The following is a 19802-nucleotide window of genomic DNA, read 5'->3' on the forward strand; positions in this document are numbered from 1 at the left end:
CATTTTTATGAAATTGATGATGAGGAGTCAGAATCCTGACATTATTTTCAAAAAGAATAAGCAACGGGAATGATTCTGGTGGGAAAAAGCTCGACAAACCGAAAAGATATGGTATAATACTCAGTGGAGCAACAATCTTGCGTGAAGCGGGTCAGGGGAGGAATCCAGCAGCCCTAAGCGATTTAGATTGTGTGCTCTTTTTTTTGCTGTTAAAAAACCCTTTGGAATTAAGCTTCCAAAGGGTTCTTTTGATTCTGATCAAGTGACGGTCTCCTCGTCACTTTTTTCTTGGTTTGTGTCTAGTTCCTCTGCAGCTTTCGAGATCAAAAGCCAGTCGCCATTGTCTTGTTTGACAAATAGTAACATGACGGAACTATCCGAGTCTATATTTTCATCGATGTACCACAGTTTCTGGGTTTCAAATTTTTGGGATTGGATTTCGACAGAGCCCTTGATGGTTGAAGAGGGTTCGCCAAACTTAGCCAGTACGTCCTTGAGGTTGGCTCCGCCGGCCCCGGTCATTTCATTTCCCAGGACGAGATTGTCAAAATCCTTTTGGGTCCAGGGAAATTCGACCTCGGGTAGGACTTCCTCTTCGAGGTCGTAGTCGTAGTCTGCTTCATAGTCATATTCAGACTCGTAGAAAATCTCCTCCAAGGATCGTGCATAGCTGGCTTGGGTGACTGCGAAAATACCGATGGATAGAGCAGCTAAAGCAGAGGCGATGATTCCTAGTGCTTTTTTGCCCTTGCGGTGAATCCAAAAGGCAGTGAGGCCGAGGATTAGAGCTAGGACTCCAAATAGAAAGGCGATATAGTTGAGCAAGGGGATCCAGGATCCCAATAAAGCAATGACAGCCAGGGTGAGGGCTACGATCCCCAGAGCCTGTGTTTCGGAATTCTTTTCCATAAAATCTCCAGTAATTGTTTGTTTTTGTAATTGATTCAAGTATAGCAAATCCGTCAGAGTTTCTCTTGATAGATGCATCCGAGCTCTAAAAGTCGGAACCGCACTTTCGCTAGGATTGATGATTTCATGCAATGGAAAGGACAACAAATACTTTATAATAGCCATTTCAACCCAAGAGTGAACACTTGTCTGTGTAACTCTTGGTCTTTTTTGATTGAAAATGTAAGCGTATACTTTAATTACGGCAGAACAATTAGGAAAGGAGTCGTAAGATGAATATCATCATTAATATTCTCAATTGGTTCTCGCAGAACATTCTGCAAAATCCGGCTTTCTTCGTAGGTCTCCTCGTTTTAGTAGGATATACCCTCTTGAAGAAACCAGGCCATGAGGTTTTTGCAGGCTTTGTTAAAGCCACGGTCGGCTACATGATTTTGAACGTCGGTGCTGGTGGCTTGGTTACAACCTTCCGTCCCATCTTGGCAGCTTTGAACTATAAGTTCCAAATTGGTGCGGCGGTTATCGATCCCTACTTTGGTTTGACCGCAGCCAACACAAAAATTGCGGAAGATTTTCCGGACTTTGTCGGAGCAGCTACAACAGCTCTTTTGATTGGGTTTGGTGTGAACATCCTCTTGGTAGCTCTTCGGAAGCTTACCAAGGTGCGGACACTTTTCATTACAGGGCACATCATGGTGCAACAAGCGGCGACCATTTCCTTGATTGTTCTACTGTTGGTTCCGCAATTGCGCAATAGCTGGGGAATTCTAGCGATTGGTGTTATCTGTGGTCTTTATTGGGCAGTCAGCTCCAATATGACGGTTGAAGCTACTCAACGTTTGACAGGTGGTGGCGGATTCGCGATTGGTCACCAACAACAATTCGCGATTTGGTTTGTGGACAAGGTGGCTCCTTTCTTTGGTAAGAAAGAAGAAAACTTGGACAACTTGAAATTGCCTAAATTCCTCTCTATTTTCCACGATACGGTGGTAGCATCTGCGACCTTGATGTTGGTGTTCTTTGGAGCCATTCTCATGGTCTTGGGTCCAGAAATCATGTCGAATGCAGAAGTAATCACCTCTGGAACCTTGTATGTGGCTGAGAAGCAATCTTACTTCATGTACATCATCCAGACTGCCTTCACCTTCTCCGTTTACCTCTTTATCTTGATGCAAGGGGTGCGGATGTTCGTATCTGAGTTGACCAACGCCTTCCAAGGAATCTCAAGCAAACTCTTGCCAGGTTCTTTCCCAGCGGTCGACGTTGCGGCTTCTTATGGATTTGGTTCTCCAAACGCGGTTCTTTCAGGATTTGCCTTTGGTTTACTAGGTCAATTGGTAACAATTGTTCTCTTGATTGTGTTTAAAAACCCAGTCTTGATCATCACAGGGTTTGTACCTGTATTCTTTGACAACGCAGCCATCGCTGTTTACGCAGATAAGCGGGGTGGTTGGAAAGCGGCCCTTTCCCTTTCCTTCATCTCTGGTATTCTCCAGGTTGCCCTCGGTGCGGTTGCGGTTTCCCTTCTTGGTTTAGCGTCTTATGGTGGTTACCATGGAAATATCGACTTTGATATCCCTTGGCTTCCATTCGCTTACCTCTTCAAATATCTTGGTATTATCGGTTTTGCCTTGGTCTGCCTCTTCTTCTTGATCATTCCTCAATTGCAATTTGCGAAAGCGAAAGATAAAGAAGCTTATTATGCGGGTCAAATTCCCTCAGAAGAGTAAGACCCACTCAGTTTGTATAAAGAAAAAGGAGAATCATTATGGTTAAAGTATTAACAGCTTGCGGAAACGGTATGGGATCCAGCATGGTTATCAAGATGAAGGTTGAAAATGCCCTTCGTGGTCTTGGTCAATCAGACTTCACTGTCAACTCTTGTAGTGTTGGTGAGGCGAAAGGATTGGCATCTGGTTACGATATCGTAATCGCTTCTATCCACTTGGTAAACGAGCTGGAAGGACGCACAAACGGTCACATCATCGGGTTGGATAACCTTATGGATGACGCAGAAATTAAAGAAAAATTGTCACAAGTTCTTTAATCGCAGGTACACAAAGGGAGCCCGGAGAATTCTCCTGCTCCCTCTTTTATAGTAGGAGGTCCCAGTATGAACCTAAAACAAGCTTTGACAGAAAACAATTCCATTCGCCTTGGTTTGAGTGCCGATACTTGGCAAGAAGCCGTTCGCCTATCTATTGATCCACTGATTGAGAGTGGAGCAGTTGAGGAAGAGTATTATCATGCCATCCTCGAATCTACAGAAGAATACGGTCCTTACTATATCTTGATGCCAGGAATGGCGATGCCTCACGCGCGTCCAGAAGCGGGTGTAAAACGTGATTCCTTCTCCCTTGTTACCCTAACAGAACCAGTTGCCTTCTCAGATGGTAAAGAGGTTCAAGTTCTCTTGGCCTTGGCTGCAACTAGTTCTGAAATCCACACCAGTGTGGCGATTCCGCAAATCATTGCCCTCTTTGAATTGGAAAATTCAATTGAACGCTTGAGCAATTGCCAAAGTCCAGAAGAAGTCTTGGCAATGATTGATGAATCTAAAAACAGTCCTTACTTGGAAGGTTTGGATTTGGAAAGCTAATCGGACCTCTATTTTTTCACACGTTGCTGCCTCTTGCAGCCTCGTTTGAATGCAAAATAGTGTTGAGTATCAGAATAAGGGAAACGGTAAATCGTTAAAGGAGAAAGAAATGACACAAATTCCAAATTTACAAGTTGCATTGGATCATTCAGACTTGCAAGGAGCTATCAAAGCTGCTGTTTCTGTTGGACAGGAAGTTGACATTATCGAAGCTGGAACAGTCTGTTTGCTGCAGGTAGGAAGTGAATTGGTAGAAGTGCTTCGCAGTCTATTCCCAGATAAAGTCATCGTGGCAGATACCAAGTGTGCGGATGCTGGGGGAACAGTTGCAGCTAATAATGCAAAACGTGGTGCCGACTGGATGACCTGTATCTGTAGTGCCACCATTCCAACTATGGAAGCAGCCTTGAAAGCGATCAAAGAGGTCCGTGGAGACAAGGGAGAAATCCAAATCGAGCTTTACGGGGACTGGACTTATGAACAAGCGCAACTCTGGCTTGATGCAGGTATTTCCCAAGCTATCTACCACCAATCTCGTGATGCCCTATTAGCTGGGGAAACTTGGGGTGAAAAAGACTTGACCAAGGTTAAAAAATTGGTAGACATGGGCTTCCGAGTTTCTGTAACGGGTGGTTTGGATGTGGATACCCTCAAACTGTTTGAAGGTATTGATGTCTATACCTTTATTGCTGGCCGTGGAATCACTGAAGCTGAAAATCCAGCTCAAGCGGCACGTGAATTTAAGGATGAAATCCGTCGAATTTGGGGGTAGATTATGGCACGTCCAATCGGTATTTATGAAAAAGCAACACCTAAGCACTTCACTTGGAAAGAACGCTTGGAGTTTGCCAAGGAACTTGGCTTTAACTTTGTAGAAATGTCGGTCGATGAATCCGATGAGCGCTTGGCTCGGCTAGACTGGACCAAGGAAGAACGTTTGGAAGTGGTTAAGGCCATCTATGAAACAGGTGTCCGGATTCCAACCATTTGTTTTTCAGGCCATCGTCGTTATCCAATGGGGTCTGCAGATCCAGTTCTTGAAGCCAAGTCCATGGAGACCATGCAGGCCTGTATCGAACTCGCTCAAGATCTCGGAGTTCGGGTTATTCAGCTCGCCGGCTATGATGTTTATTACGAAGACAAATCACCAGAAACACGGAAACGCTTTTTGAAAAATCTGCGCCAGGCCTGCACCTGGGCTGAGCAAGCACAGGTAATGCTAGCGATTGAGATCATGGATGATCCGTTTATCAACAGTATTGAAAAATACTTGGCTGTTGAAAAAGAAATCAACTCTCCTTATCTGTTCGTGTATCCAGACACAGGGAACCTAGCTGCCTGGCACAATGATTTCCACTCAGAATTTCTATTGGGGCATAACTCGATTGCAGCCTTGCATTTGAAGGATACTTATCCTGTTACGGAGACCAGCAAGGGTCAATTCCGTGATGTGCCATTTGGCCAAGGCTGTGTCGACTGGGAAGCGACCTTCCAGGTCCTAAAAGAGACCAATTATCAAGGTCCCTTCCTCATTGAAATGTGGTCTGAGAATTGTGAAACTGTAGAGGAAACCAAGGCTGCTATTCAAGCTGCTCAAGCCTTCCTTTACCCCTTGATTGAGAAAGCAGGTCTCTAATGTTATTAAAAGAATTACGCCAACGGGTTTATGAGGCAAATATTGCCCTCCCTCAGCATGGCTTAGTGAAGTTCACTTGGGGCAATGTGTCGGCCATTGACCGTGAAGCAGGCTTGATTGTTATCAAACCAAGTGGAGTTGACTATGACTTGTTATCCCCTGAAAATATGGTGGTGACAGACTTGGATGGGAATGTTGTCGAAGGCGATTTGAACCCTTCTTCAGACCTAGCGACCCACGTTGAACTCTACAAGGCCTTCCCAAATGTTGGTGGGGTTGTTCATACCCATTCAACAGAAGCTGTTGGCTGGGCCCAGGCTGGCCGTGACATTCCATTTTATGGAACAACTCATGCCGATTACTTCTATGGGCCAATCCCAGCAGCGCGTTCGCTGACAGAGGATGAAATTGATCGAGCCTATGAGATGGAAACAGGAACGGTCATTATTGAAACCTTCCGCGAGCGTGACTTGGATCCGATGGCAGTACCAGGAATTGTGGTGCGAAATCACGGGCCGTTCACTTGGGGCAAGTCGCCTGAGGAAGCGGTTTACCACAGTGTAGTCTTAGAAGAAGTTGCTAAGATGGCTCGCTTTACCGAAGCTATTAATCCTCAGGTTGAGGAAGCGCCGCAATTTTTGATGGATAAGCATTATCTTCGAAAACATGGTCCGAATGCCTACTATGGTCAAAAGGGCCAAAGCCATTGAGAATATTTGTGACACTATCCGAAAACGGGATTGGGACAGGCTGTCCTGGCCCCGTTTTTTATTTTTTGAAATCCCTTTCTAATAGTGGTATAATATATAATATATTATCAAAAAAATCTAGGAATATGACGGTTCTTTTAGAGTGATTGGAAGGTATCTGGGGTTCTAATTCGTGAACCCTAGAGTATTTAAGGAGGCAGGCATGGCCATTGACAAAAGTAGTAGTGCTCTTTTGCAGCATTTGTTGTATTTGACAACACCTGAGACAGTTTCAAATATGGCAAAGAATTTGGGTCAATCACGGCGGAAAATTTATTACCATCTTGATAAGATTAACGAGGCCTTGCCGGAGTCCATTCCTCCTCTGACACCCCTCTCGCGGATTGGTTTATTGCTAACGCCGGAGCAAAAGGAGGCCTGCCGCCTGCTCTTGGAACAGATGGATTCCTATTCCTATATGCTCAATAGCCAGGAACGGATTCAACTCTTGACTCTCTATATTGTAATTGCGACTGAGCGCGTGACTATTGAGAAGATGCAGCAGTTGACGGAGGTCTCGCGCAATACGGTCCTAAGCGATCTCAGCGAGATGCGTCGCCTCTTGCGGTTGGACCAGTTCCAGTTGACCCTGACAACGACCAAGACCCAGGGGTATGTCTTACGTGCCCAACCCTTTGTTAAGTTGCAATATGTCTACCATTTGCTCTATAGTATCTTCTCGGATGGTGCCGCTCCTTTTCTTTCGATTGTTAAAGAAAAATTAAACTTAGTGGACCTATTGGCTGACTTTGAACAAATCGCTCGGCAGGAATGGATTCACTTGGAAACGATTGTGGGCAAGCAGATTAACCGCCAGGAACTAACCTTGTTGACACAGATTTTTCCCTATCTGTTGCAAGCCTACCGCAATATGAATCTGGATGCGGAGCAAAAAGCAGTCCTCCAGGTTGACTTTGCCCAGGTTCATGAACGGGTAGAATACAAGGCGGCGCAATACTTTGCAGACTGCCTCCAGGCAAGCAAGGAGATTCACCTAGACTCTATTGAAGTGGAAATTCTGACCATTCTCTTGCTCTCCTACCGTAAGGATCGTGATCTGCATGCGACCAGTGAGGATTTTGTTGACCTTCGGACTACCTTGGAACACTATATTTGGTATTTCCAGAACCAATCCAAATACATTGTCGACAAGCCAGAGGAGCTCCTCAACCAGCTGACCATGCATTTCAAGGCCCTGCTCTTTCGTAAGCGCTATGGGATTTTTAGCAAAAATCCCTTGCTGGAGCAAATTAAAAGCAAGTATCCAGATCTCTTTGCCTATTGTCGCGTGACAGCCAAACTTTTGGAAGAGGCTTGGGAGGTCCAACTCACCGATGATGACATTGCCGATCTTAGCATCCAGATGGGGGGTTCCCTGAAAACACCGGTGGATAAAGGCCAGGAAATTCTCCATATTTACCTGGTTTCCGACGAAGGGATTGCCATTCAAAAAATGCTGCTGAAGCAGATTCAGTACCATCTGCCTAACGAGATGATTCACGCAGTGTTTACCACGGAGCAGTACCGCAGTGTTGAAGATCTCTTGGAGGTTGATTTGGTTATCACCACCAGCGAAGATTTTGAAGTCACAGCTCCGACTCTGCAAGTCTCCCCAATTCTGGAATCTCGGGATATCCACCGTATTCAACAGTTTATCTACGAACCAGGCCCCCTCTCCTCGGGCTTGGAACTCCGCCAACAGTTGGAAAAACTCCTGTCCCCCTATGTCAGCTCTCCAGACGACATGAAGGCCCTCCGCTACCAAATCGAAAAACTTTACGGCCAGCGGATGAACCTCAGCCAGCGGATGGAAGGGGAATAAAGGATATTGGAGAAGGGAGCGGGACAGAACGAATATCACTTCCAATCCAACCTCCTCGTGTGAAGAAAATCGAACGAGTCTAAGCTGAAAAATTAGTTCCTAGCCCACTCCCTTTTTCCTCCCCTTCCGCCTCGCTTTGGTAAAAAAGTGTTATGATAGTTACAAATAGTAGTTAAGGGAGAAGTATGAGATGGCTAAGGTAACCATTACAGACATCGCTAAAATGGTAGGAGTGTCCAAAGCGACGGTCTCCTATTATCTAAATGGCAACACCAGTAAAATGTCCCTAGCGACCCAGGAAAAAATTCGTCAAGTTTAAGATGGATATTCGCCTTGAAAACAATCAAGATCCTCTAGCAGCAAGGCTGACCAATTGCCAGCGAGTCATGAAGTTGATTCACGAGGCAGGTTTGCCCCTCTCCTTTATCTTTGATACAGCCAATTGGGTCTTCGTTGGCGACTCGCCGGTGGAGGCTGCAGAGTTACTCGCTTCTGTGACCACCTACCTGCATTGTAAAAATGTCAAACAGGAGGGAGAAACCTTGCAGGCATCGTCTTTCTTTGACGGGGAACTGGATTTAGTTTCTTTGATTAAGGCTTTCCCAAACCTGGAATATTTAGCCTTGGAGTATCCGGCTTCTCTCCAACAAGTCGAGACAGATTTGGTGCAGCTGGAAGAGTTAGAGCTTTCTAGCCTATCTTTGTGAAAAAAATTCAGTCCAAGAGTGAACACATGTCTGTGTTCCTTTTGGGCTTTTTTGTAACCGCTTTTAAGGCTATACTAGACTTACAAAAGAAAATGGAGGATAAGTCAATGGCAAATGTGAAAGACATTACACGTGAGTCTTGGATTCTTTCAACCTTCCCAGAGTGGGGAACTTGGTTAAACGAGGAAATTGAAGAAGAAGTAGTTGCAGAAGGCAACTTTGCAATGTGGTGGCTAGGTAACTGTGGTGTTTGGATTAAAACACCTGGTGGTGCCAATGTGGTGATGGACCTATGGTCTTCTCGTGGAAAATCCACTAAGAAGGTAAAAGACATGGTTTGGGGTCACCAAATGGCCAATATGGCAGGGGTGCGTAAACTGCAACCAAACTTGCGTGTCCAACCAATGGTGATTGATCCATTTGCAATCAATGAATTGGACTACTACATGGTATCTCATGTGCACAGTGACCACATGGATATCAATACCGCAGCTGCTATCATCAATAATCCAAAATTGGACCATGTGAAATTTGTTGGTCCAGTTGAGAGTGGTGATATTTGGGAAAAATGGGGTGTTCCTGCTGACCGGATTATCCGGATTGCACCAGGGGACAGCTTTGAGTTCAAAGATATCAAGGTTCATGCCGTTGAATCCTTCGACCGTACTTGTTTGGTGACTTTGCCAATCGAGGGTTACGAAGAAAATGGCGGTAGCTTGGCAGGTCTACCGGTGACGGATGAATTGATGGCCCGCAAAGCGGTGAACTATGTCTTTGAAACACCTGGTGGAACCATTTACCACGGTGCGGATTCTCATTTCTCTAATTATTTTGCCAAACATGGACGTGACTTCAAGATTGATGTCGCTATCAACAACTATGGTGATAACCCAATCGGAATCCAAGATAAGATGACTTCGATCGATCTTCTTCGGATGGCAGAAAATCTTGGAGCTGAAGTTATTATTCCAGTCCACTATGATATTTGGTCAAACTTTATGGCATCAACCGATGAAATTCTCCAGCTTTGGAAGATGCGTAAAGAACGTTTGGATTACAAATTCCATCCATTTATCTGGGAAGTTGGTGGCAAATACACTTATCCATTGGATAAGGACAAGATTGAATACCACCACCCACGTGGATTTGATGATTACTTCTTAGAAGAGTCTAATATTCAATTCAAGGCCCTTCTATAGATAGTTGAGAGTTATCCGTATCCATTGCTAGATGCGGATAATTTTCATATAATGGATTTAGGAAAAATTGCTTTAGGATCTCGATTAGAGGAGGACACCATGTCAACATTATCCGTTAATGCTATTCGTTTTTTAGGAATTGATGCCATCGAAAAGTCTAAGTCTGGTCACCCAGGAGTGGTGATGGGCGCAGCTCCAATGGCTTATGAACTATTTACAAAAGAAATGCGTTTGAATCCAGCCCAACCAAACTGGATCAACCGCGATCGTTTTATCCTCTCAGCGGGACATGGCTCCATGCTCCTGTATGCCCTTCTTCACCTTTCAGGTTTTGAGGATGTGAGCTTGGAAGAAATCAAAAACTTCCGTCAATGGGGTTCCAAAACTCCAGGTCACCCAGAATATGGTCATACGGCTGGTGTTGATGCAACAACTGGACCATTGGGCCAAGGGATTTCCATGGCTACTGGTTTTGCCCAAGCAGAGCGTTTCTTGGCTGCCAAGTATAACCGCGATGGTTTCCCAATCTTTGACCACTACACTTATGTCATTGCAGGTGATGGCGATTTGATGGAAGGTGTTTCTGCAGAAGCAGCCTCTTACGCTGGCTTGCAAAAACTCGAAAAATTGATCGTTCTCTACGATTCCAATGATATTAACTTGGACGGCGAAACCAAAGACTCCTTCACAGAAGATGTCAAAGCTCGTTACCAAGCCCATGGCTGGCATACGGATTTGGTTGAAGATGGAACAGATGTGGCAGCGATTCAAGCAGCCGTTGCACGTGCAAAAGAGTCTGGTAAGCCATCCTTGATCGAAGTGAAAACTGTTATCGGTCATGGTTCTCCAAACAAACAAGGAACCAATGCTGTTCACGGAGCTCCTCTAGGTGCGGAAGAAACAGCAGCAACCCGTGAAGCTCTTGGTTGGAATTACGAAGCCTTTGAAGTTCCGGCAGAAGTTTATGCGGATTTCAAAGAAAATGTTGTGGATCGTGGCCAGGCAGCTTATGCCGAGTGGGAAGCCTTGGTTGAAGCTTACAAGGCAGCACATCCTGAATTGGCGGATGAAGTTGCGGCTATCATTGAAGGTCGTGACCCAGTCCGTGTCAAACCAGAAGATTTCCCAGTTCACGAAGCTGGCTTCTCACAAGCGACTCGTAACTCTAGCCAGGACGCTTTGAATGCAGCAGCAGCAGTCCTTCCAACCTTCCTTGGTGGATCTGCAGACTTGGCTCACTCCAACATGACCTACATTAAAGAAGACGGCTTGCAAGATGATGCTCATCGCCTCAACCGAAACATCCAGTTTGGTGTGCGTGAGTTTGCCATGGGAACAATCTTGAATGGAATGAGCCTTCACGGTGGACTTCGTGTCTATGGCGGAACCTTCTTCGTCTTCTCAGACTACCTCAAGGCAGCGATGCGTCTAGCAGCCCTTCAAGGTCTGCCTGTGACCTACGTCTTCACCCACGATTCAATTGCCGTTGGAGAAGATGGACCAACCCACGAACCAATCGAACACTTGGCTGGTCTACGGGCAATGCCAAACCTCAATGTTTTCCGCCCAGCGGATGCGCGTGAGACTCAAGCAGCTTGGTACCAAGCATTGACCAGCGAGTCTACGCCAACTGCCCTCGTCTTGACTCGTCAAAACTTGGAAGTCCAAGAAGGAACAGACTTCGATAAGGTTGCGCGTGGAGCTTATGTGGTCCATGAAACAGCACCAGACTTTGACCGCCTAGTCATTGCTACAGGTTCTGAAGTGGAATTGGCTGTAAAAGCTGCTAAAGAATTGGAAGCAGACGGCCTCAAAGTGCGCGTGGTCAGCATGCCATCTAGCGATGTCTTTGACCAACAGGATGCAGCTTACAAAGAAGAAGTTCTTCCAAATGCCATCCGCAAACGCCTAGCGATTGAGATGGGAGCTAGCCAGTCTTGGTACAAATATGTTGGATTGGACGGAGATGTCCTAGCCATTGATACCTTTGGTGCATCTGCCCCAGCAGGAAAAGTTCTTGACGAATATGGCTTTAACCTTGAAAATGTAAAAGCAAAAATCTCAGCCCTCTAAGAGGATTGAGCAAAGCCGGCTCTTGCGAGACCGGCTTTTTTGCGACTCAGGACGAGGTCACTTCTTGTAAGCCCAGGCAGGATTTGATATAGTAGAATGAATAGAAAAAAGGAGAATCGGATGAATTTACAATTTTTATGGATGATGGTGGTGTTTGGTGGTTTGCTGTTCTTTATGCAACGCCAACAACGCAAACAACAAGCGAAACGTCAGGAACAAATGGCTGGTCTGGCTAAGGGGACTGAGATTGTAACCATTGGCGGGCTATATGGTGTCATCGATGAGATTGACCGCGAGGCTAACAAGATGGTGCTAGACGTTGATGGTGTTTACTTGACCTTTGAGCTAACGGCTCTCAAGGCTGTTGTCACTGCTCCAGCTGCAGCAGAGGTTGCGACCCAAGAAGCTCTTGTGGAAACTGTAGCAGAAGGAGTCCAGGAAGAGCCAGTTGAAACAAGTGACAAGTAGTGGCACGGTTTATTAATCTTTTGTAATCTTTTCGTAACGCACAGAAGATTGAAAATTTGCTATACTTTTTTTAGCTAGATTGGTTCGCTACTTGTTTTGTTAATCAGCGGACACTTAAAGGAGAAATCAAACTATGGCATTTACAACAAAGAAAAAATTAGTTACCGGGGTTGCAGTTCTTGGATCTGTAGCAGGTGCATCGGCTTTGGAAGCACAAGCAGTTACAGCTGAAACTCAGGAAGTATCTGTACAAAATCAAGTACGTGATATTATCGCAGAAGCAGTTGCTAATACAGCTGTTCCAACAATGGATGATTTGACATCTTATTTTGGTGTAACAGGTAGCCGTGGCAATGTCTTGGATACCTTTGAAGAATTTGCAGAGGAAGCAGTTGTTGAAACTGAGAAAAACCCTTCTGAGAAAAACGCAGCCTTTTCTCAACTATTGATCGATGCTCTTGAAGATTCAGACTTCCGTACCGGTTTGCAAAACCGTCAGGATGCTGTTTGGCCACGTGAAGGTGCGGTCTATGCACAAGCTCTTGTAGCTGAAGCAGCAGCAGAAGTTGCTCCCCTATCTTTCGAAGCTGTTGCAACTCCAGTAGCACCAGCTGTTGAAGCAGTACCAGTAGCAGAGGAAGCAGCACCAGCCGTTGAAGTTGCAGCTCCAGCAGTTGTAGAAGCAACCCCTACGGCGGCACCTGTAGTTGAAGAGGCGGCTCCAGTGGTTGCCAACCTTGTTGCAGCTGAAACAGCAGCTCCAGCACCAGCTGTTGAAGCGCCAGTAGCAGAGGAAGCAGCACCAGTAGCTGAGCCAGTTGTTGAAGTTCCTCAAGCAGCAGAAGTTTCAGCACCTGTTGTAGAAGAGGCGCTAGCAGCAGAGGAAGCAGCCTCAGTTGTTGAAGCTCCTCAAGCAGAAGAGTCAGCACCAGTAGCTGAACAAGCGGTAGCAGAACAGGAAGCAGCAGCGCAAGCTGAAGCAGAGCGTCAAGCAGCAGAACAAGCAGCGGCAGCTCAGGCCGAAGCAGAGCGTCAAGCAGCAGAACAAGCAGCGGCAGCTCAGGCTGAAGCAGAACGTCAAGCAGCAGAACAAGCAGCGGCTGAGCAAGCACAAACAGGTGCGATCACCCCAACTTACAACTACAATACCTCAGGAAGCTACCCAGTTGGACAATGTACATGGGGCGTTAAAGTAATGGCTCCTTGGGTTGGCGATTACTGGGGTAACGGTGCTGACTGGGCAGCGTCTGCAGCAGCAGCAGGTTTCCGTACAGGTGCAACACCACAAGTTGGAGCAGTTGCATCTTGGAACGATGGTGGCTATGGACACGTAGCTTACGTTACAGCTGTCGAATCAAACAACGCAATCCAAGTATATGAGTCAAACTACAACGGAATCCAACAAATCGGAAACTACCGTGGAACCTTTGACCCAACAACTGCACAAGGTACAGTTACTTACATCTATCCAAACTAAACTGATTAATGAGGAAACGGCAGCCAAAGGCTGCCGTTTTTTAATCTATCGTTTGATTTGGATGAGCCTGCCAGAAGCTTGGAAACGGCCTGAATTTCCCATAGCTAGGGCTTTTGTGGTATAATGAACTAATTCAATCTCTTATAAAATCACCTTCTGCTGTCAGCTAGAAGTGTGTCTAGAAAGAATGGAAAAGAATATGTTTGGTTTTAAAAAGAAGGAAGAGCAGCCGTCCTTGACAATTCCCAAGCACATTGGCATCATTATGGATGGAAATGGTCGCTGGGCTCAGAAACGGATGCAACCGCGTGTCTTTGGCCATAAGGCTGGGATGGAAGCTTTGCAAGAAGTTGCCAAAGCTGCCAGTCAGATGGGCGTGAAGGTACTAACCGTTTATGCTTTTTCCACAGAAAACTGGTCGCGTCCAGAAAAGGAAGTCAAATTTATCATGAATCTTCCAGTGGAATTTTATGACCGCTATGTTCCAGAATTACACCGACAAGGTGTTAAGATCCAAATGTTGGGTGATGTGAGCCGCTTGCCAGCTCCAACTTTAGACTCCCTCCGGAAGGCAGAAGCATTGACAGCTGAGAATACAGGTCTGGTGCTTAATTTTGCCTTGAATTATGGAGGTCGAGCTGAAATCCAAGAAGCTATTCGGGCTATTGTAGCCGGGGTACAGGCAGGAACTTATAGCTTGGATCAGATTAACGATGAATTGATTGGTTCTCATCTTTATACCGGTGGCCTGCCGAAGGAGTGGCAAGACCCTGAATTGATTATCCGAACTAGTGGAGAGTTGCGCCTCAGTAACTTTTTACCGTGGCAGTCTGCCTATAGTGAATTGTATTTTACAGATACCCTGTGGCCAGATTTTACAGCCCAGTCATTAGAAGCAGCAATTGAAGATTACAATCGCCGCAGTCGTCGTTTTGGAGGAGTTTAAGATGGAAAAAGAATTGCAGAACCGCATTGTATTTGGTGTGGGTGCCGCAGTCATTTTGTTGGCGCTTTTATGGTTTGGAGGCTTGCCGTTTCAGTTTGTGGTGGGGCTCCTAGCGATGTTGGGAGTTTATGAGCTCTTTGCGATGAAGGGGTTGGCGATCAATACGCCAGAAGGAATGTTAGCCAGCCTAGCGGCCCTGCTCCTAACCCTACCCTTGGAAAACTATTTGTCTTTTTTACCAAGTGATTCCAATATTCCTCTCTTTGCCCTCTTGGCTATGGGGATTTTGGGAAGTACCGTTTTTGTTAAAGGTTATACCTATGACGATGCGGTCTTTCCGATTGCATCCAGCTTTTATGTAGGCTATGGTTTTCATATGTTGGTGCGGGCTCAGATGTCTGGTTTGGATAAGGTGCTCTATGCCTTGTTGTTGGTCTGGGCAACGGATAGCTTAGCTTATTTTGTCGGTAAACGGTTTGGGCAGCGGAAGTTGTTACCACAGGTTTCGCCCAACAAGACAGTTGAGGGAAGCTTGGGCGGTATTGCCGGAGCTCTAGTGGTCACTCTTGGTTTCTACCTCTTTAGTGGAGTGACTTTTGGAGGCAAGAACTTTTTCCTAGTCTTGCTCTTGGCTATTCTCTTTTCAGTAGCGGGGCAGTTTGGCGATCTTGTGGAGAGTTCTATCAAGCGCCATTATGGGGTCAAGGACTCTGGCCGTTTTATCCCCGGCCACGGGGGACTCCTAGACCGTTTTGACAGCCTGCTGTTTGTTTTCCCACTCTTACATTTGGCGGGGTTCTTCTAAGATGAAAGCCATTTATCTCATGGGGGCCACCGGTTCCATTGGTCAGCAGACCTTGGATATCCTGCGTGCCTACCCTGGCCAGTTTCGCCTGGTTGCCTTTAGTTTTGCGCAGAATCTTGATGCGGCGCGGGCGATTGTGGAGGAATTTAAACCAGCTGCGGTCGTTGTAGCAGATTCGGATCTGGGGCAAGCGCTGCTTGCAGATTTCCCGGAACTGGAACAGTATACAGATCTAGAAGCCTATGCAGCCCACGGGGATTACGACTTGATGGTCAATGCTGTTATGGGCAGTGTTGGCCTTAAAGCGACCTTGGCTGCTATCCAGGCGCAAAAAGAAATCGCCTTGGCCAATAAGGAAACCTTGGTGATGGCTGGAGACTTTGTGATGGCGGCAGCTCGAGACAAGGGCGTGTCGATCTTGCCGGTGGATAGTGAGCATTCAGCGATTTTCCAGGCCATGCAAGGTTTAGAACGACAAGATGTGAAAAAGCTGGTCATTACCGCTAGTGGCGGTAGCTTCCGGGATAAAACCAGGGCTGAGTTAGAAGCTGTTACGGTTGCAGAAGCCTTGGCCCATCCCAACTGGACGATGGGGGCTAAAATTACGATTGATTCCAGCACCATGGTTAATAAGGGGCTGGAAGTGATTGAAGCCCACCACTTGTTTGGTTGGGACTATGACCAGATTGAAGTTATTCAACACCGGGAAAGTATTGTCCATTCAATGATTGAAATGCAGGACGGAGCTTTCTTGGCGCAATTGGGTCCCAGTGATATGCGGGAGCCGATTCAATTTGCCTTGACCTATCCACGGCACAAGCCTCTTCAAGATTCCAAGCCGTTTGATTTAGCAGACATCGGCCAACTTCATTTTGAAAAGATGGACTTGGAACGTTTTCCAATGTTGGCCTTGGCTTTTGAGGTTGGCCGTCGGGGTGGTTCTTTCCCGGCTGTTTATAATGCTGCCAATGAAGTGGCGGTTGCGGCCTTTTTGGATGGCCAGATTACTTATTTAAAAATCGAAAGTTTGATTGAGCGTGCAGTTGCCGACCATGTCGAGGCAACAGAACTGAGTCTGGAACGGTTACTGGAAATTGACCGTTCTACACGTGAGAAAGTGAGGGGGTGGCTTGCCCAATGATGGGGATCCTGAGTTTTCTATTTATATTTGCTGTTATTGTTATCATTCATGAGTATGGCCACTTTGCATTGGCCAAAAAATCAGGAATCTTAGTACGTGAATTTGCGATTGGGATGGGACCGAAAATCTTTAGCCATCAAGGGCAGGATGGGACCCTCTACACCATTCGGATGCTCCCCTTTGGAGGCTATGTACGCATGGCTGGTTGGGGTGAGGATCGGGTTGAGATTCCCAAAGGAAGTTTGGTCGCCCTCAGTCTGAATGCAGAGGGAGTGGTGACGCGCCTGAATCTGTCCAAAAAAGAATTGGACCATCAAGCGGTTCCGCTCCAGGTTTTGGAGTATGATCTCGAAGATAGCTTGACTATTAGGGGGCTCCTCTTGGATCAGGAACAGAGCTACCGGGTTGACCATGATGCGACGATTGTCGAGAAGGACGGCACTGAGGTACGGATTGCGCCTTTGGATGTTCAGTACCAAAATGCCAGTCTTTGGGGCCGTTTTCTAACCAATTTTGCAGGGCCTTTTAATAATTTTGTCCTAGGGGTTGTGGCCTTCAGTCTCTTGCTCTTCTTGCAAGGGGGAGCGCCCAATCTCAACACCAATCAGGTTCGGGTGGCAGATAATGGTGCCCTAGCTCAGGCCGGTTATCAGGAACAGGTAACCCTGGAGAAAATTGGTGGCAAAGAAATTGCGACTTTTAACGATATTGCACCAGCTATTCAAGCGGCAACGGACAAGGCCAAGGATGGCAAGGTTGCGGTTCAGGTCAATCAACAGACACAAGAGATTCAGCTGCAGGAAATGGATGGAACCTATCGCATTGGTGTCTTGCCGGCTTTGGATACTAGTTTGACAGCTAAGCTGACAGGTGGTTTTACCATGGCGGCAGCAGCAGCAGGGCAGATTGTCACAGCCCTCCGAAATCTGATTTTTAATCCCAATTTGAATGGCTTGGGAGGGCCGGTGGCCATTTACCAGGCCTCTAGCATGGCTGCACGCGATGGCTGGACCAGTGTCTTGCAGCTTCTAGGATTCTTATCGATTAACATTGGGATTTTCAATCTCTTGCCGATTCCGGCTCTGGATGGTGGAAAAATCGTTTTGAATCTATTGGAAGCTATCCGCAGGAAGCCTGTGAAACGGGAAACAGAGACCTATCTCACCTTGATTGGGGCTGGTCTGATGTTGCTCTTGATGATTGCAGTAACCTGGAATGATATCCTACGGACATTTTTTTAGAGGAGAATAAATGAAACAAAGTAAAATGCTGATCCCAACTTTGCGGGAAATGCCAAGTGATGCACAAGTAATTAGCCATGCTCTGATGTTGCGGGCAGGTTATGTTCGCCAAGTATCTGCGGGGATTTATACCTATCTGCCCCTAGCAAATCGCGTTTTGGAAAAAGCCAAACAGATTATGCGGGAAGAGTTTGACAAGATTGATGCAGTGGAAATGTTGGCACCCGCCCTTCTCAGTGCAGACCTTTGGCGGGAATCTGGCCGTTACGATACTTACGGAGAAGACCTGTACAAATTGAAAAATCGTGAAGGGTCAGACTTTATCCTAGGCCCAACGCATGAAGAAACCATGACCGTTGTGGTTCGGGACTCTGTCAAGTCTTACAAGCAATTGCCAATGAACCTTTACCAAATTCAATCTAAATATCGGGATGAAAAACGCCCCCGCAATGGGCTTTTGCGGACACGTGAGTTTATCATGAAGGATGGCTATAGTTTCCATGCTGATTATGCTGATTTGGATGTAACTTATGAGGACTACCGCCAGGCTTATGAGCGAATTTTTGATCGTTCAGGTTTGGAGTATAAAGCGATCATCGGAGACGGTGGAGCTATGGGCGGTAAGGATAGTCAAGAGTTTATGGCCATTACTCCAGAGCGGACAGATTTGGAACGTTGGTTGGTCTTGGATAAATCGATTGCCAGCTTGGATGAAATTCCTGAAGATGTCTTGACAGCAATCCGTGCTGAACTTGAAAAATGGGTTGTTTCTGGTGAAGATACGATTGTTTATTCCAGTGAATCTGGCTATGCGGCCAATCTTGAAATGGCGACCAATGAATACAAGCCTAAAAATCTGGTTGTTAGTGAGGAAGAGCTTACTAAAGTTGCGACTCCAGATACCAAAACGATTGATGCCGTGGCTGCTCTTCTCGATGTGCCAGAGGAACAAACGATTAAGACAATGGTTTACATGGCAGATGGCAAACCAGTGGCGGCCCTCCTTGTTGGAAATGACCAAGTCAACGAAGTGAAATTGAAAAATTTCTTGGAAGCAGATTTCATGGACCCAGCAACAGATGCTGAAGTCCAAGAGCTAATCGGGGCTAGTTTTGGTTCTCTAGGACCAGTTGGACTTCCAGAGGACTTCCGCATCATCGCTGATCGTAAAGTTCAAGATGTGCGTAACGCTGTTGTTGGTGCCAATGAGGACGACTTCCACTTGACTGGTGTAAATCCAGGTCGTGATTTCCAAGCTGAATATGTGGACATTCGTGAGGTCAAAGAGGGTGAAATCTCACCTGATGGTATGGGACAACTGCAATTTGCCCGTGGAATCGAGATTGGTCATATCTTTAAGTTGGGAACTCGCTACTCAGACTCTATGGACGCTAAAGTTCTTGATGAAAACGGCCGGGCTATTCCAATCGTTATGGGATGTTATGGAATCGGAGTCAGTCGTCTACTATCTGCGGTTATGGAACAGCATGCCCGTCTCTTTGTCAACAAAACACCAAAGGGCGGCTACCGCTATGCTTGGGGAATTAACTTCCCGAAAGAATTGGCTCCATTTGATGTTCACCTCATTCCGGTAAACGTCAAGGATGAGGCTAGCCTAGCTCTTACAAGCCGCCTGGAGGCAAGCCTACAAGCGGCTGGTTATGAAGTTTTAACGGACGATCGTAATGAACGCGCTGGCGTTAAATTCAGTGATAGTGATTTGATCGGCCTCCCAATCCGTATTACTGTTGGTAAAAAAGCAGAGGAAGGCATTGTTGAAGTTAAAATCAAATCCAATGGATCCAGCATCGAAGTCCATGAAGACAATCTTCTAGAGACCCTTCATATTCTTCTTAAGGAAGAACAATAAGATATTAGAAAGAACCTTAGCAGTTGATTCTGCTAGGGTTTTCTTTTGGGACGAAAAAAATTCAAAAAAATGAGCAAAAAGGGTTGCCAAGAAAGCTGTAGTGTTGTATACTAAGAAAGTCCTGAAGGGAGAGTTCCTTAAACGGGACAGTTAGTTGATA

The 19802-nt window shown here is 46.2% G+C and carries 18 protein-coding genes, 1 other RNA gene and 1 pseudogene; 19 read left to right on the plus strand and 1 reads right to left on the minus strand.

Annotated features, from left to right (window positions below):
* Positions 1-118 precede the first annotated feature (118 nt).
* Positions 119-215: signal recognition particle sRNA small type (ffs, locus tag N4310_RS02145), an RNA gene on the plus strand.
* 43 nt (positions 216-258) lie between these two features.
* Here the strand turns inward: ffs and N4310_RS02150 are convergent.
* The gene (locus N4310_RS02150; protein WP_262091901.1) at positions 259-909 is read right to left on the minus strand and encodes a hypothetical protein; all 651 of its coding nucleotides are present in this window, start codon (positions 907-909) and stop codon (positions 259-261) included.
* A gap of 272 nt (positions 910-1181) precedes the next feature.
* Here N4310_RS02150 and N4310_RS02155 point away from each other — a divergent pair, with 272 nt between their 5' ends.
* From N4310_RS02155 to N4310_RS02240, 18 genes and pseudogenes are all read left to right on the plus strand, one after another.
* Positions 1182-2639, plus strand: a complete 1458-nt coding sequence (locus N4310_RS02155) for a PTS ascorbate transporter subunit IIC (RefSeq protein WP_262091902.1) — start codon at positions 1182-1184, stop codon at positions 2637-2639.
* A 38-nt stretch (positions 2640-2677) separates the two neighbouring features.
* Positions 2678-2956, plus strand: a complete 279-nt coding sequence (locus N4310_RS02160; RefSeq protein ID WP_160332611.1) for a PTS sugar transporter subunit IIB — start codon at positions 2678-2680, stop codon at positions 2954-2956.
* 66 nt (positions 2957-3022) lie between these two features.
* Positions 3023-3508, plus strand: a complete 486-nt coding sequence (locus N4310_RS02165; protein WP_160332610.1) for a PTS sugar transporter subunit IIA — start codon at positions 3023-3025, stop codon at positions 3506-3508.
* Between the two features lie 109 nt (positions 3509-3617).
* Positions 3618-4280 (plus strand): 3-keto-L-gulonate-6-phosphate decarboxylase UlaD, encoded by a 663-nt coding sequence (locus N4310_RS02170; protein WP_160332609.1) that lies wholly within the window; start codon positions 3618-3620, stop codon positions 4278-4280.
* Between the two features lie 3 nt (positions 4281-4283).
* On the plus strand, positions 4284-5144 hold the full coding sequence (locus tag N4310_RS02175; protein ID WP_160332608.1) for an L-ribulose-5-phosphate 3-epimerase: 861 nt from the start codon (positions 4284-4286) through the stop codon (positions 5142-5144).
* Positions 5144-5854 (plus strand): L-ribulose-5-phosphate 4-epimerase, encoded by a 711-nt coding sequence (locus N4310_RS02180; RefSeq protein ID WP_160332607.1) that lies wholly within the window; start codon positions 5144-5146, stop codon positions 5852-5854. The genes N4310_RS02175 and N4310_RS02180 overlap by 1 nt, the downstream gene beginning before the upstream one ends.
* Before the next feature lie 202 nt (positions 5855-6056).
* Entirely contained in the window at positions 6057-7715 is a 1659-nt protein-coding gene (locus N4310_RS02185) for a BglG family transcription antiterminator (protein ID WP_160332606.1), read from the plus strand.
* 184 nt (positions 7716-7899) lie between these two features.
* Positions 7900-8025 (plus strand): annotated as a pseudogene (locus N4310_RS02190) (LacI family DNA-binding transcriptional regulator); the annotation flags it as partial.
* 10 nt (positions 8026-8035) lie between these two features.
* Positions 8036-8422: a hypothetical protein gene (locus N4310_RS02195; RefSeq protein WP_262091903.1), complete on the plus strand. Its 387-nt coding sequence runs from the start codon at positions 8036-8038 to the stop codon at positions 8420-8422.
* A 107-nt stretch (positions 8423-8529) separates the two neighbouring features.
* A complete protein-coding gene (gene ulaG / locus N4310_RS02200) occupies positions 8530-9621 on the plus strand; it encodes an L-ascorbate 6-phosphate lactonase (RefSeq protein WP_160332598.1) in 1092 nt (363 codons plus the stop codon).
* A 99-nt stretch (positions 9622-9720) separates the two neighbouring features.
* Positions 9721-11694, plus strand: coding sequence for a transketolase (tkt, locus tag N4310_RS02205; RefSeq protein WP_262091904.1), 1974 nt, complete (start codon positions 9721-9723; stop codon positions 11692-11694).
* Between the two features lie 120 nt (positions 11695-11814).
* Positions 11815-12162 carry a preprotein translocase subunit YajC gene (gene yajC / locus N4310_RS02210; protein WP_160332596.1) on the plus strand — a complete coding sequence of 116 codons (348 nt, stop codon included), beginning with the start codon at positions 11815-11817 and terminating at the stop codon, positions 12160-12162.
* Positions 12163-12295: 133 nt separating this feature from the next.
* Positions 12296-13639 carry a CHAP domain-containing protein gene (locus tag N4310_RS02215; protein ID WP_262091905.1) on the plus strand — a complete coding sequence of 448 codons (1344 nt, stop codon included), beginning with the start codon at positions 12296-12298 and terminating at the stop codon, positions 13637-13639.
* A 199-nt stretch (positions 13640-13838) separates the two neighbouring features.
* Positions 13839-14585 (plus strand): isoprenyl transferase, encoded by a 747-nt coding sequence (locus tag N4310_RS02220; protein ID WP_262091906.1) that lies wholly within the window; start codon positions 13839-13841, stop codon positions 14583-14585.
* A 1-nt stretch (position 14586) separates the two neighbouring features.
* Positions 14587-15390, plus strand: coding sequence for a phosphatidate cytidylyltransferase (locus N4310_RS02225; RefSeq protein WP_262091907.1), 804 nt, complete (start codon positions 14587-14589; stop codon positions 15388-15390).
* A 1-nt stretch (position 15391) separates the two neighbouring features.
* Positions 15392-16531 (plus strand): 1-deoxy-D-xylulose-5-phosphate reductoisomerase, encoded by a 1140-nt coding sequence (gene dxr / locus N4310_RS02230; RefSeq protein WP_262091908.1) that lies wholly within the window; start codon positions 15392-15394, stop codon positions 16529-16531.
* A complete protein-coding gene (rseP, locus tag N4310_RS02235; RefSeq protein WP_262091909.1) occupies positions 16528-17772 on the plus strand; it encodes an RIP metalloprotease RseP in 1245 nt (414 codons plus the stop codon). Before dxr ends, rseP begins: the two co-directional genes overlap by 4 nt.
* A 10-nt stretch (positions 17773-17782) precedes the next feature.
* Positions 17783-19642 carry a proline--tRNA ligase gene (locus N4310_RS02240; RefSeq protein WP_262091910.1) on the plus strand — a complete coding sequence of 620 codons (1860 nt, stop codon included), beginning with the start codon at positions 17783-17785 and terminating at the stop codon, positions 19640-19642.
* Positions 19643-19802 lie beyond the last annotated feature (160 nt).

The sequence above is a fragment of the Streptococcus danieliae genome, assembly GCF_025447695.1.
Taxonomy (GTDB): Bacteria; Bacillota; Bacilli; order Lactobacillales; family Streptococcaceae; genus Streptococcus; species Streptococcus danieliae.